A 13,154-nucleotide genomic window follows, 5' to 3' on the forward strand; every position below is an offset into this window, starting at 1 on the left:
TTCATCTAAGTTTTCATCTGCGACCGAAATCCTTCTGCTTCAACCCACATTCTGGCTGCGGAGGTTCGCGATGGCGGTACGGACACGCGTCCACCTCGTGCTGGTGCACGGCCTGTTCTCCTCCGCCAAGGTGTGGACGGCCTTCCACACCCTCCTCACCACCGATCCCGAGCTGGCCGACTGGGTCAGCGTCCACCTCTTCGAGTACGACTCCCCGCTCGTGCGTCTGCGCCCCGACCGGCGGGTCGCGGAGACCGACGACGTCGCCGACCAGCTCGGCACCTTCCTGGAGACCGAGCTCGCCGAGGCCGAGCGGATCGTGCTCGTCACCCACAGCCAGGGCGGGCTGGTCGTACAGCGGTTCCTCGCGCGGAAGTTGTGGGTCGGCGAGGGGCGGGAGCTGTCGCGGATCAAGCACTTCACGATGTTCGCCTGCCCCAACACCGGGTCCGGGTTCTTCCTCACCGTCCGCAGCTGGCTCAAGATCTGGAACAACCCCCAGGAGAAGCAGCTGCGCCCCTTCGACCGGGCCGTGACCGAAGCGCAGCGGACCGTCCTCAGTGCCGTCGTGCACGGGCGGGCGTACGGGGACCAGGAGTGCCCGATACCGGTGCGCGCGTACGGGGGTTCCGCCGACGAGATCGTGCCGCCCGTCGTCGCGCGCGGGGTGTTCCCCAAGGGCGGGGTGGTGACCGCCGACCACTTCTCCATCGTGCAGCCGGCCGACCGCTCCGCCGCCCCCTACCGGGCGGTGCGCACCGCGCTGCGGGAGGCGGCGCACGCGCCGGCGGAGGAGCCGGGGGACGGGGGCGGGCTGCGCGCTCCGCGGTCCCCCGCCGAGGCGGCCGGGCGGCCCTCGCTGCCGCCGCCCGCCGCCGGGGAGCTGGACCTGGCGCCGTTCCCGCCGCCGCCGTACGGGACGCTGGAGGAGGGGAAGCTGAAGGGTCAGGAGCGGCTGGGCCTGGTCGCCTCGCTGCTGTCGGAGCAGGCCCGCCAGCAGGTGCACGTACTGTCCGGGCTGGGCGGGTCGGGCAAGAGCCGGCTGGCGCTGGAGGTCGCCGACCGGGCGCAGCGGGCCGGGCGGCGGGTGTGGTGGGTGTCGATGCCGGAGCTGAGCCTGCGGATGCGGATGATCGCCCGGGACCTGGGGGCCCCGTCGATCACGGTGGAGCGGGCGTGGCTGCTGGGTACGGCCATGGATCTGGTGTGGACGCTGCTGAACGCGTGCCCGGACCCGTGGGTGCTGGTCTTCGACAACGCCGACGACCCGGAGCGGCTCGGCCCCCGCGACGGCCAGGTCGCGGACGGCACCGGCTGGCTGCGCCGCCCGCAGAGCCCGAACGGGACGGTGCTGGTCACCAGCCGGGTGCGCCGCCAGCAGACGTGGGGCGAGAGCAGCGCCGTGCACCACGTGGTGCCGCTCGGGGAGGACGACGGGGCGTCGATGCTGCTGGAGCGGACGGGCGGCCTGGGCGGTACGAACGAGCAGGCGCGCCGGCTGTCGCAGCAGCTGGGCGGGCTGCCGCTGGCCCTGCGGCACGCCGCGGACGTGGTCAAGGCGGTCAGCGAGAGCCAGATCTCCCTGGACAGTGACATCCGGGACTTCGAGACCTTCGGCCGGACGGTCGCGGCGCGGGTGGACGCCGCGCCGGGGCAGGCGGGCCCGGACCTGAGCGAGCTGCTGGGCCGGGAGATCGTGGAGAAGGTCTGCGGGATCGCGATGGACCTGCTGAGCAGCCAGGAGCGGGCGCAGGCGGCGAGCCTGCTGAAGGTGTTCGCCTGCCTGAGCATCGCGCCGGTCCCCTACCGGTGCCTGCTCGGTGATCCGCCGCTGTCGCAGTCCCCGCTGTTCCCGGGGATCACGCCGGCGCGCACGCACGCGGCGCTCGCGGGCCTGGAGGAGTTCGGGCTGGTGGACTTCTACGAGCGCGAGGGCGTCGCCGAGCGGGACCTGGCGCACGTGCTGACCCTGCACCCGGTGGTGCACGGGGTGCTGCGCGAGGACCGGGAGGTGCGGGACCGGCCCGCGGACTACTACGGGCTGGCGGTGCGGATGGTGATCCGGGCGACCCGGCACCGCAACCCCGACCACCCGGCGAACTGGCCGCTGTGGGCGGCGCTGGCCCCGCACGCGCTGGAGGTGTCCCGGGCGTGCCTGCTGGGGGACCTGAAGCTGTCGGACCGTACGGTGCGGACGGAGGCGCTGGAGCTGGCGCGGCTGACCGCCCGCTACCTGATAGCGACGGGTCTGCTGGGGCCGGCGTACGACCTGGTGCTGCCGATGGTGGAGCGCTGCGCCTCGTTCGGCTTCGACGTCGACGACCGGGAGATCCTGGGGCTGCGGCACGAGCAGGGCCGCATCCACCTGGACCGGGAGCAGCTGTCGCAGGCGGAGGAGGTGCTGTCGCGGGTGGTGCTGGCGCGGACCCGGATCCTGGGGGAGAACCACGCGGACACGCTGGCCAGCCGGCACAAGCTGGCGCGCGCGATCAACGAGCAGGAGGGTCGGGAGGCGGAGGCCGAGGAGATGCTGCGCTCGATCGTGGAGGCGGAGAACGAGGTGCGCGGCCGGGAGCACTACGACACGCTGGTGGTGCGCCACACGCTGGCCCGGACGATGCGTGCGCTGGGGCGGCACGCGGAGGCCGAGGCGGAGGCCTGGCAGATCCTGGACATCAGCCGGCGCAACCACTGGCCGCCGTCGACGCCGGAGATCCTGCGGGTGCGGGAGACGCTGACGCACGCGCTGCTGGACCAGGGGCGGGCGACGGAGGCGGAGCAGGTGATCCGGGAGGCGCTGCGGGACGCGGCGCAGCCGCCGGACTCCAACATGGTGATGCGGTTCCGCTACACGTTCGTGCTGGTGCTGCTGGGGATCGTGGGGCGTACCCCCGAAGCGGTGAACGAGCTGAAGGCGCTGGTGCGCGACCTCACCCGGGTGGTGGCTCCGGAGCATCCGCTGTTGGTGCAGGCCAGGGCGCTCCTGCAGAAACTTCTGCGGGAGATGCCGGGCTGAAATCCCCTTATCTTCATACCAGTTGGGCTGAACCCCAACGGCTGGTGCGGGCTTGCGCGTAGCCTGACGTTGCCTCACCCTGTGTGACGCGTCCCACACCGAAATGCGCGGAGGTCCGCCGATGACTGCTGTCCCCACCGATACGAACGACGACCAGTCCCTCAGATGGGGTGCTCCGGGAAGTGACCTGGAGCAGATGCAGGCGGAGGTCGGCCGGCGGATCGCGATGGAAGCGCTGGAGGCCGGACGGCAGGCACTGGAGCTCGACGCGAAGACCGCGTTCCGCGCGACCAGCGGGACGCATCCCGGATAGGCGCCACGCCATTGGTTTCTGTTGTCTTTCCGACGCCGGGGGGCGATCGAATGACGTCAGGGCAATCCTCAGGGCAAACCACTCAGAGTGCGTTACCGGTACCACCGCACGATCCCTTCTTCCGCGCCGTGACCGCGCCGGCGTTCACCCACGAGCTGCTCGCCGGGCTGGCCGCCGGGCGGTACGCGGCGGTCCGGGTCCCCTCCTTCCTGCCGCGCGAGCGGTGTGACGAGGTGCTCGGTGCGCTGCGGCAGCAGGTGTTCGACTCGTACGGGAAGGCCCGCGTCGATCCGCCGGTGATGCGGTTCGGGGTGGGCGTCAGCGACCACATGGCGGACGGCGGGGTCGCCGACACGTACTGGAAGGCGCTGCAGGGGCACCACGAGTCCTGGCAGGGCCTCGGCCTGTCGTTCGATCCGTTCCGCACCTGCCGGGAGGCGCTGGCCGTGGCCTGGCCGGGCGGGGTGGCGGTGGGCCGCAGGGGCGGCGTGGAGATGGGCGACGGGGTGGCCCGGGAGCCGAACCAGGGGTTCCAGGTCCATTTCGACGACGCGCTGCGCGAGTACCACGGGGACCTGCTCGACGAGCCGCTGATCGGGCAGTTCGCGTTCAACCTGTACCTGAGCGTGCCGCCCGAGGGTGGTGAGACGGTGCTGTGGAGGCACCGCTGGCAGCCCGAGGACGAGGCGCACCGGCTGTCGGCCCGGTACGGGTTCGACGAGGCGGTGGTGGCGGGTGCCGAGTCGATCGAGCTGGCTCCGGAGGTCGGCGAGGCGCTGCTGATCGATCCGCGGTACTTCCACGCGGTCCGGCCCAGTCGCGGGGACCGCAGGATCGCGCTGGGGTTCGCGGTGGGGGTCGCCGCGTCCGGGCAGCTGCTCACCTGGGCGTGACGGTCGCACCCGGGAACCGTCAACTCCCGCAGGTGGAGCGGATTTTGTCGATCCGCGACGGGCCCGATACGTTCGGGTGATGGACCTTTTGCGCTACGTGGCCTTCAGCACCGACCCGCTGGGCGGGAACCCGGCGGGTGTGGTGCTGGACGCCACCGGCATCGACGCGGCGACGATGGCCGCGGTCGCGGCGGACGTCGGCTACTCGGAAACGGCCTTCGCCGTGCCCCGCCAGGACGGGGCGCTGGACATCCGGTACTTCAGCCCGCAGACGGAGGTGCCGTTCTGCGGGCACGCCACGATCGCGACGGCCGTGGCGTACGCGCAGCGGCACGGCGTCGGGGACCTGCTGCTGCACACGCAGGCGGGGCTCGTGCCGGTGCGGACCTCGGCCGGCCCGGACGGCGGCGTCGTCGCGACGCTGGTGAGCGTGGAGCCGCGTACGGAGCCCATCGCCGACGCCGATCTGGCGGAGCTGCTGGCGGCGCTGCGCTGGTCGGCGGACGACCTCGATCCGGCGCTGCCGCCGCGGGCCGCGTACGCGGGGGCCTGGCATCCGGTGATCGCGGCGGCGAGCCGGGAGCGGCTCGCCGACCTGGACTACGACATGCCGGCGCTGAGCGCGCTGATGGCGCGCCGCGGCTGGACGACGATCACCCTGGTCCAGCGGGAGTCGGCGGACGTCTTCCACGCCCGCAACCCGTTCCCGCCCGGCGGGGTGGTCGAGGACCCGGCGACCGGTGCGGCCGCGGCGGCGTTCGGCGGGTACCTGCGGAGCCTGGGCCTGGTCGAGCTGCCGGCCGTGCTGACCGTCCACCAGGGCGTCGACATGGGCCGCCCGAGCCTGATCACGGTGGGCGTCCCGGCGGACCCGTCGGCCGGCATCGAGGTGACGGGCACGGCGGTCCCGATCTCCTAGCCCCTCCCCCGGCCGGGCGGTTACCGGGCACCGGCGGGCCGGAGTTGGGCCGCCGGGAGCGGGTCGGGCCCCGGAACCGCCCGGCAGCCGGGCGGCCCGGACCGAGCCCGGCGGGCCGGGGTGGGTCAGGGTTCGGCGGTGACCTCCAGGACGAGCTCGATCTCCACCGGGGCGTCCAGGGGGAGGATGTCCATCCCCACCGCGCTGCGTGCGTGGCGGCCCGCTTCGCCGAAGACCTCCACCAGGAGTTCGCTGGCCCCGTCGACCACCCCCGCCTGGCGGGTGAAGCCGGGCGCCGAGGACACGTAGCCGACGACCTTCACCACGCGCACCACGGACTCCAGCGGGGCCACCGAGTCGGCGGCGGCCAGGGCCGCCAGCGCGCACTGGCGGCTCAGTTCCCTGGCCCGTTCCGGGGAGACCTCGGCGCCGACCTTGCCGGTCAGGGTCAGCTCCCCGCCCGTCAGCGGGATCTGGCCGGCGACGAAGACGTGGATGCCGCTGCGGACGGCGGGTACGTAGGCCCCCTTGGGGGCGCTCACCTCCGGCAGCCGTAATCCGAGCTCGGCAAGCCTTTCGCGGACGTCAACGCTCATGGCACCCCCTGGTGGCCTCGACCTGACTCACCCCATCGTCCCACCGCACGGGGCCTCTTGGGGCGGGCTCCGCCCTTGTGGCCCCGGCCCGGACGGCGGTCTGCTACCAGTCCAGCCGGCCCAGCGGGCGGCCGTCGGGGGCGATGCGCAGGTCGTGGTGGCCGTGGTCGAGGTCGACGATGCGGATGTGGTCCGCGTCGGGCCAGTTCGCTTCGAGTACGCCCTTGGTGAAGTCGAACTCCGGGTCCAGCCGGTACTCGGCGACCGGCCAGCGGCGGGCCGTCGGGAAGGTACCCGCGTCGATGTGGATCCGCCAGACCGGGTCGGTCAGCGCCGAGGTCTGCTCCACGACCAGCCGCCGGGCCGAGCCGTCCGGTGCGGGGACGTCCCACTCCAGCAGCGGCATCGGATCGCCGACCACCCCGTACGCGGGGACCGCGAGCACCCCGAGGACCACCGCCAGGGCCAGCCCCGCCCCGGCCGCCCTGCGCACGTCCGGGCGGCGCGAACGCAGCAGGGCGGCCCCCGCGAGCGCGAGGACCGCCAGGCCGGACAGCAGTACGGGGTGGTTCAGGTCGGCCGCGAGGGCCGGTCCGCCGGGGTGTTCGTACAGCGGGGCGGCGACCGCGGTGGCGACGGCGGCCCCGGCGAGGGCCACCAGCCCCCACCCGGCGACTCTGGGCGTGTTCATGACCCCGCACCCTAAGGGATCACACCGGCGGGTTCGCCCAGGCCCAGCCCCGCAGGCCGGGGGCGTCGAGGGCGCCGGCGAAGGCGGCGTGCGCCGCCGCCTCCGTGGTGCCGGGCGGCGGGGTCAGCCGCAGGGACACCGTCCCGCCGGGGAACTCGGGCGCGTAGCCCCAGTCCGCCGGCAGTAACGAGATCAGCCGCACGGCCGCCAGCTCCGGCGCGCCGCCCTCGGGACCGCGGCCGTCGGGGGCGACGACGAAGTGGTACGTGGTGCTGCGCATCGGGGTCTCCTGACGGGTCATCGGGGGCCCGGCGCGAGGAACGGCAGACCGGGGCCAGCATCACCCAGCGCGGCCTCGACCGCGAGGAGCACACCGGCCGAACCCGTCGCGAGGTCGGCGGACAGGCGCAGGGTGTGGTCGCCGAAGAAGGCCAGGTGGCCGTCGCAGCGCACCGCGTGCCAGCCGAGGGCGTCCAGGTGGCGGCGCACGGCCCGGTCGGTGGCGGCGGAACCGTCGTCCAGGTGGCGCAGGGCCAGCAGGGCGCCGGCCCGGCCGTGGAAGAGCCCGGCGTTGAGCATGAAGGACGGGCCCGCCTGCTCGCGCAGCGCGTCCCGGGCCCGGACGAACTCCGGGTCGGGCAGCAGCCGCACCGCCTCCTGGACCACCATGCCCAGGCCGGCCCCGCCGAAGGCCAGGAACGGCACCTTCCAGGCGGCGTCCTCGGAGCCCGCCGGGTCGCTGCCCTCGGACCAGCCCGCCCCAGCGAGGTCGTGGCGCAGCAACTCCCCCGCCACGTGCGCGTACTTGGGCCCGCCGGTGGCCTCGTACAGCCGGAGCATCAGCAGCGCCCCGCCGGCCGCGCCGCGCAGCAGCCCGGGCCGGGAGCGGCCGGCGCCCCCGCCGGGGCCCTGGTCGGCGATGAGCGCGGCGATGCGGGCGGCCTCGTCGGTGTCGCCGAAGTGGAGGTGGGTCAGGCCGATGCCGGCGAGGCCCCCGAAGAGGCTGTGGTCGGCGTCCTCCAGCGGGGCCCGGCGGACCCGGTCCAGGACGGCGGCGGCCTCGTCGGCGCGGCCGAGCCGGTCCAGGGCGTAGGCGACGCCGCCGAGCCCGTCGTAGAGGCCGGGGCCCATGTCCGCGGCGCGGGCGGTGGCGTCCGTCAGCCAGGACACGTGCTCGTCGGCGGGGGCGTGCCCCAGCTCGGCGAGGGTCCACAGCACGCCGGCCGCGCCGTAGGCGAGGGTGGCTCCGCCGCCGGGCACCGAGAACTGCTCGACGTCGCCGGGGAAGAGCCGGTCCTCGCGCTGCGGGGTGGCGCTGGCCAGCAGGTCCTCGGCGAGGGTGGTCCGCAGCGCGGGCCAGTCGGAGGCGGTGGGCGCGGTCCACAGGGGTGCGGGGGCGGCGTCGGGCAGCTGCCCGGGGTGCGGTTCGGGGCCGAGGTCGGCCAGGATCTGGTCGGCGAAGCCGTCGGGGACCGGGAAGTGCTCGGTGACCAGGCCGATCAGCTGGTCCAGCTTGGCCCGGGACCAGGTGGCCATGACCGTGAGCGGCAGGAAGACGCCGATCCGGATGCAGCCGAGGGCGTACCGGTCGACGGCGGTTCCGCGGTAGCCGGTGGGGGCGCGGAAGCCGGGGGCACCGATGACCTGCGCGGACTCGTCCTCGGTGGGGGTGGCGGTCTCCAGGTCGATGAAGGAGACGGTGTCGTCGGGCCGGATCAGGATGTTGTTGGGGTGCAGGTCGCCGAAGACGACGCCCTTGGCGTGCATGGCGGCGATGCCCCGCTCGACCTGGTCGACGATCTTCAGGGCCCAGTCGGCGTAGGCGGCGTACGCGCCCTCGGTGCGGTCGTCGTTGACCAGCGGGTTGCGGCTGAGGAGCTCGCGGGCGAGGGGCTTGCCGTCGACGTACTCGCGGGCGAGGAACCAGTGCTCGTTGCCCTTGCGGTAGTCGACGACCGGCGGGACGCAGTCCAGTCCGGCAAGCTTGTCCAGCGCCCAGTGCTCGCGCTGGAGGCGGGCCACCGCGTCGGCGCCCTCCTCGTCGAGGCCGGCGAGCGGGCGTGCCTCCTTCAGCAGGACGGTGCCTCCGTCGCGGGTGTCGGTGGCCTCGTAGACGCCGCCGCCGTTGGAGAAGTGCAGGGCCCTGGTGGCGCGGAACGGGAAGTCCTGGAGGGTGGCCGTGTTGCGGGCGGCGAGGGCCTCGCCGAGGCAGTCGGGCAGCTCCACCCAGGACGGCGGGCGGAAGGACGGGCCGCGCACGTCGGGCACCAGCCGGCCTTCCGGGTCCTCGATGCAGTGCACGAGCTCGCCGGTCTCGGAGCGGCCGAGCCGGGAGACGAAGCCGCCGTAGCGCACGTACAGCGGGCCGGAGCGCCAGCGCAGGTCGCTGAGGATGGTGGGGCCGGCCTCCCCGTCGAGGAGGTCGCCGAGTCCGCGCAGGATCCGCTCCAGCTGGGCCTCGTCGACGGGGTAGATCGTGAAGAACTTGCCGCTGCTGCCGCGGTCGCCGTACTTGCTGTTGCGCATCTTGAGGATGCCGGCGCTGCGGATGAACTTGAAGGTGACCCGTTCGGCGACGCAGAAGTCCCAGACCAGGTCGAGGACGCGGTCGGCGTTCTCCAGGGTGGCCGACACGTGGATCTTCCAGCCCTGGCCGGGGAGCACGGTGCCGGGCGGGGTCATCAGCAGCCAGTGCGTGTTGTCGGTGCGCGTCCAGCCCTCGGGGAGGGGGCCGGTCACCGCCGGGAAGACGCCGGCGTCGGCGGCGGTGGTGGTGGCCGGTACGTCGTAGAACGGATTGCCGGGCTGGCAGTAGTTCATGTAGCGAAGGTCCATGGTGCGCTCCGTTCGTGACAGGAGGGACAGGAGGGACAGGAGGGGTCAGGCAGGGAAGGGGGGCGTCACCGGCGCCAGAGCGGGGCGACGTACTTCACGTACAGCCATTCGCCCAGCGGGAGTTCGCCGAGGTCGACCTGCGCCGCTCCGGTGCGGTCGGCGGGGGCCTGTCCGACGGTCAGCGGAAGGCTGACGACGGGCAGGCGCACCGGGGTGGCGTCCACCGGGAAGAACGCCGACATGGGCGCGGTGGTCTCGGTGCGGGTGGTCGCGGCGACGTGCGCGGTGCCGGTCTGCTCGCGGGTCATCAGCCCGGCCCGGTAGAAGCGGACCGCGGAGTCGGGGCGTACGGAGGACACGTCGGCGGTGTTCGGCAGGACCAGCTCGACCCGGCCCCCGTCGTGGGCGACGTAGCCGGCGGCGACGGTGTACGGCGCCTTGACGAGGCCCAGCGCGGCTCCGGCGGCCCCGGTGAGGAGCACGGCCGCGGCGATGACGCGCCACAGCGGGGCGCCGGCGGTGCGGCCCTCGGCGGTGAGCTTGGTGAAGCCGAGGCCGAGGCGGTAGACGAGGTAGCAGACGGCCATCAGGACGGTGCTGGTGCCGACGGCGCCGAGCCGCTGGAGCAGGTCGGACCACAGGGTCAGGGCGCCGGCGATGATGTAGAGGGGGAAGGCCATGCAGGCCAGTCCGAAGGCGACCGTCCAGCGGCGGCCGTCCAGTTCGCGTTCGTAGCCGCGGCCGCCGAAGAGGATCCGGGCGAGGAAGCGGCGGGCGTCGGTCATGGCCCGGTCGCGCAGGTGCGGGACGTCGAGGTGGCTCATCAGGGCGATGTAGCCGTCGAGCTTCACGAAGGGCAGCAGGTTGACGACGCCGCTGAAGTAGGTGGCGACGGCGAAGACGAGGACGCCGTCGCGCAGGTCCGAGGGGCTCAGGAACAGGGCGCTCAGGGCGGCGGCACCGGCGATGACGGTCTGCGTGGCGATGCCGGCGAGGGCGACGCGGACGCGCTGTTCCTTGCGGGAGAGCCGCCAGCCGTCGGAGACGTCGCAGAAGAACGCGGGCGACATGTAGAAGAGCATGAAGCCCATCCGGCTGGGCCGGCCGCCGTAGTACGTGAGGACCGCGCCGTGGCCGACCTCGTGGACGGCGGTGGTGGCGAGGACGCCGATCGTCACGCCGAAATAGGCGTAGAAGGGGAGCGGCCTGCCGAGCGCGGCGTCCACCTCGGGGGCGAGCAGCGCGAGGGCCAGGACCCCGCCGAGGACGAACAGGGCGGCGACGGCGGCCGAGGCGCGTCCGGCGAGGAGGCGGATCACGGGGGCGAGGCGGGCGAGGAGCCGCTCGGGGTGCAGCACCGTGAACTGGAGGGTCATCGGCGGCACGAAGCGGAACCAGGTGCTTCGGCGTTCGGCGGGCTTGCCGTCGTCGAGGACCTTGGAGTCGGCGAGCTTGTGCACGGCGGTGCCGACGTGCTGCGCGGTCCACGGCGGGCCGAGGACCTCGGCGAGGCCGGTGTGGTCGAGGGAGCCGTCCATGGCCCGGACCAGGCGCGCCATGTCGGGCTGGAGGCGGAAGTGCTGGTGGTTGCCGCGCTGGAGGACCCAGGGGGCGCCGCTCTCGATGGGCTCGTGGATCTCCACGTTCGGGGCGATGCGGGGGCGTTCCAGGAGCGCGGGGTCCCAGTCGTCCGCGGCGGAGGCGGCGGGCTTCGGGGCCGCCTTCCGGATGAGCGTCTTGGTGGACATGTCCGGATCACCCCTGGATGACGTCGCGGGAGAGCAGCAGCTGGCGGGCGGCGGTCCCGGCGGCGGCGAGCCAGCCGGCGAGGACCAGGAGCGCGAGCGGTACGGAGAGCAGCTCGGGCTTGCCGTCGAGGTAGACGGAGCTCATCGCGATGGTGGGCAGGTAGGCGGCCGCCTTCGGGGCGAGTTCCTGGAGGCCCGGCTCGACGAGGAGGGTGAGCGCGATGACGGTGACGACGGTGGCGAGCTGGTTGCGGACGATCCAGCCGAGGAGCGCGCCCCAGGGGGCGGCGATCACGTTGACGGTGACCACGCCGAGGACGATGCGGGTGGTGTGGCCGGTCCAGTCGCCGTCGTAGCCGAAGTGGCCGGGGAGGGTGAACGCGCACAGCACGGCGAGGGCGGCGGCGAGCAGGCCGTTGAGGAGTCCGACGGCGGTGGCGACGAGGGCCTTGGCGGACAGCAGCCGCAGCCGGCCGCCGCTGAGGAGCACCGAGCGGGCGATGGCGCCGGTGTTGTACTCGCGGGTGACGAGGATGGCGCCGAACACGGCGGACATCAGGAAGGTCATCATCCACGCCTGGGCCATGTCGTCGGTGACGGCGGCGGCGGTGGTCTTGCCGAGGGCGATGGCCTCGTCGCCCGTGGAGGCGTACCCGAAGCAGGTGAGCAGGGACATGAAGATCCCTGCGGTGGCGAGGATCAGCCAGGTCCGGCCGGTCCAGGCCTTCAGCCACTCGCCGGCGAGGACGTTACGCATGGGTCAGCCTTTCGGTGCGCGCGGCGGTCTCGGCGTCCCCGTCCACCAGCGAGAAGAAGCGGTCTTCGAGGCGCTGGGCGCCGTCGGAGGTGAGCTCGGCGAGGGAGCCGGCGAAGCGCAGGGTGCGCTGGATGACGACGACGTCGTCGACGGTCTGCTCGACCTCGGCGAGGAGGTGGCTGGAGACCAGGACGGTGCGGCCTTCGGCGGCCAGGGCGCGCAGGGTGTCGCGCAGCCAGCGGATGCCGTCCGGGTCGAGGCCGTTGGCGGGCTCGTCCAGGATGAGGAGTTCGGGGTCGGCGAGGAGGGCGGTGGCGAGGGCCAGGCGCTGCTTCATGCCGGTGGAGTAGCCCTTGGCGGGGCGGTCGGCGGCGTCGGTGAGGCCGACGCGGTCGAGGACCTCGTCGACGCGGGCGTGGGAGACGCCGAGGGTGCGGGCCCAGATCCGCAGGTCGCGGCGGCCGGAGGCGCCGGGGGTGGGGCCGATGCCGTCCATGCAGACGCCGACGCGGCGGGCGGCGTCGGGGAGTTCGGTGTAGGGGTGGCCGAAGACGGTGGCGGTGCCGGAGGTGGGGCGGACCAGGCCGAGGAGCATGCGCAGGGAGGTGGACTTGCCGGCGCCGTTGCGGCCGAGCAGTCCGGTCACCCGGCCGGGGCGGACCTCGAAGGTCACGTCCTGCACGGCGGTGAACGGGCCGAACTCCTTGGTGAGGCCCGAGGCGCGGACGACGCCGGCGGCGCTCATCGCTTGCTCGCGGCGACGTTGGCGCCGACCTTGGCGGCGCAGGCGACGAGACCGACGCCGATGGCCGTCATGACCGCGACGAGCGCGGCTCCGGTGAGCTGCGCGTTGGCGACGGCCAGTGCCAGCGCGAGCAGCGCGGCGGTCGTCCCCAGCTGTCCGTTCGTCCCCTTGCGGGGGTTCTCCTTCGGCATGTTGGCTCCCTCTTCCTTCTGCTCTGTGCGTGTGGTGCGTGATCCGGTGCAGGGGGGCCCGCGGCGGTGGCTCTCGCCACCACCACGGGACCAAGTGGCCCTGGGGGACCGGGAGTCCGGTCCGCTGCGATCGGGGCAGCCGGTGCGGCTACCGGTGCGATCAGGTGGCGAGCGTGGCGCTCGCGATGGCGGCGCCGCTGATGACGACGCCCTGCTTGAAGCCGGACCAGAAGCCCGGGGCCTCCATGGCCTCAAGCTCCTGCATGCCCAGCTCCAGGTTCTCGGGGGCGAGGTCCTGCTTCACGATGTCCTGCATGGTGTTCTCCTGTTTCCGTGTGGGTTGGTCAGTCAGAGGTGCGGGGTGTACCGCCGTGCGCGGTACGGGCACCTCAGGTGGCGATGAGGGCCGCGGAGGCGACGTACGAGCCGTAGCCGGCGGCGGAGGTGACG

The 13,154-nt window shown here is 73.6% G+C and carries 13 protein-coding genes; 4 read left to right on the forward strand and 9 right to left on the reverse strand.

What is annotated here, in order from left to right; genetic code table 11:
- The first annotated feature begins 70 nt into the window (after positions 1 to 70).
- The 4 genes from ACQKM2_RS29365 to ACQKM2_RS29380 all read left to right on the forward strand — a co-directional run bounded on the left by ACQKM2_RS29365 (position 71) and on the right by ACQKM2_RS29380 (position 5,141).
- Complete coding sequence (locus tag ACQKM2_RS29365; RefSeq protein ID WP_427714933.1) at positions 71 to 3,016, forward strand: alpha/beta fold hydrolase; 2,946 nt, start codon at positions 71 to 73, stop codon at positions 3,014 to 3,016.
- Between the two features lie 121 nt (positions 3,017 to 3,137).
- On the forward strand, positions 3,138 to 3,329 hold the full coding sequence (locus ACQKM2_RS29370; RefSeq protein ID WP_007265721.1) for a hypothetical protein: 192 nt from the start codon (positions 3,138 to 3,140) through the stop codon (positions 3,327 to 3,329).
- 128 nt (positions 3,330 to 3,457) lie between these two features.
- Positions 3,458 to 4,222 carry a proline hydroxylase gene (locus tag ACQKM2_RS29375; RefSeq protein ID WP_427714935.1) on the forward strand — a complete coding sequence of 255 codons (765 nt, stop codon included), beginning with the start codon at positions 3,458 to 3,460 and terminating at the stop codon, positions 4,220 to 4,222.
- A 79-nt stretch (positions 4,223 to 4,301) separates the two neighbouring features.
- Positions 4,302 to 5,141 carry a PhzF family phenazine biosynthesis protein gene (locus tag ACQKM2_RS29380; protein WP_427714937.1) on the forward strand — a complete coding sequence of 280 codons (840 nt, stop codon included), beginning with the start codon at positions 4,302 to 4,304 and terminating at the stop codon, positions 5,139 to 5,141.
- Positions 5,142 to 5,266: 125 nt separating this feature from the next.
- Here the strand turns inward: ACQKM2_RS29380 and ACQKM2_RS29385 are convergent, their stop codons facing one another.
- From ACQKM2_RS29385 to ACQKM2_RS29425, 9 genes are all read right to left on the reverse strand, one after another.
- Positions 5,267 to 5,737 carry a RidA family protein gene (locus tag ACQKM2_RS29385; protein ID WP_427714939.1) on the reverse strand — a complete coding sequence of 157 codons (471 nt, stop codon included), beginning with the start codon at positions 5,735 to 5,737 and terminating at the stop codon, positions 5,267 to 5,269.
- 103 nt (positions 5,738 to 5,840) lie between these two features.
- Positions 5,841 to 6,428 carry a hypothetical protein gene (locus ACQKM2_RS29390; RefSeq protein ID WP_427714941.1) on the reverse strand — a complete coding sequence of 196 codons (588 nt, stop codon included), beginning with the start codon at positions 6,426 to 6,428 and terminating at the stop codon, positions 5,841 to 5,843.
- Between the two features lie 19 nt (positions 6,429 to 6,447).
- Positions 6,448 to 6,708, reverse strand: a complete 261-nt coding sequence (locus ACQKM2_RS29395) for a hypothetical protein (RefSeq protein ID WP_427714942.1) — start codon at positions 6,706 to 6,708, stop codon at positions 6,448 to 6,450.
- A 17-nt stretch (positions 6,709 to 6,725) separates the two neighbouring features.
- On the reverse strand, positions 6,726 to 9,263 hold the full coding sequence (lanKC, locus tag ACQKM2_RS29400; protein ID WP_427714944.1) for a class III lanthionine synthetase LanKC: 2,538 nt from the start codon (positions 9,261 to 9,263) through the stop codon (positions 6,726 to 6,728).
- Positions 9,264 to 9,328: 65 nt separating this feature from the next.
- Positions 9,329 to 11,011, reverse strand: coding sequence for a daptide biosynthesis intramembrane metalloprotease (gene mpaP, locus ACQKM2_RS29405; RefSeq protein ID WP_427714946.1), 1,683 nt, complete (start codon positions 11,009 to 11,011; stop codon positions 9,329 to 9,331).
- Positions 11,012 to 11,018: 7 nt separating this feature from the next.
- Entirely contained in the window at positions 11,019 to 11,768 is a 750-nt protein-coding gene (locus tag ACQKM2_RS29410; RefSeq protein WP_427714948.1) for an ABC transporter permease, read from the reverse strand.
- Entirely contained in the window at positions 11,761 to 12,513 is a 753-nt protein-coding gene (locus ACQKM2_RS29415; protein WP_427714950.1) for an ABC transporter ATP-binding protein, read from the reverse strand. Before ACQKM2_RS29415 ends, ACQKM2_RS29410 begins: the two co-directional genes overlap by 8 nt.
- On the reverse strand, positions 12,510 to 12,704 hold the full coding sequence (locus ACQKM2_RS29420; RefSeq protein ID WP_427714952.1) for a hypothetical protein: 195 nt from the start codon (positions 12,702 to 12,704) through the stop codon (positions 12,510 to 12,512). The genes ACQKM2_RS29415 and ACQKM2_RS29420 overlap by 4 nt, the downstream gene beginning before the upstream one ends.
- A 160-nt stretch (positions 12,705 to 12,864) precedes the next feature.
- Entirely contained in the window at positions 12,865 to 13,020 is a 156-nt protein-coding gene (locus ACQKM2_RS29425; protein ID WP_362468859.1) for a daptide-type RiPP, read from the reverse strand.
- Positions 13,021 to 13,154: the final 134 nt, after the last annotated feature.

Origin of the sequence: Streptomyces sp. NPDC004126, from assembly GCF_050275515.1 — a bacterium.
Classification (GTDB): Bacteria; Actinomycetota; Actinomycetes; order Streptomycetales; family Streptomycetaceae; genus Streptomyces.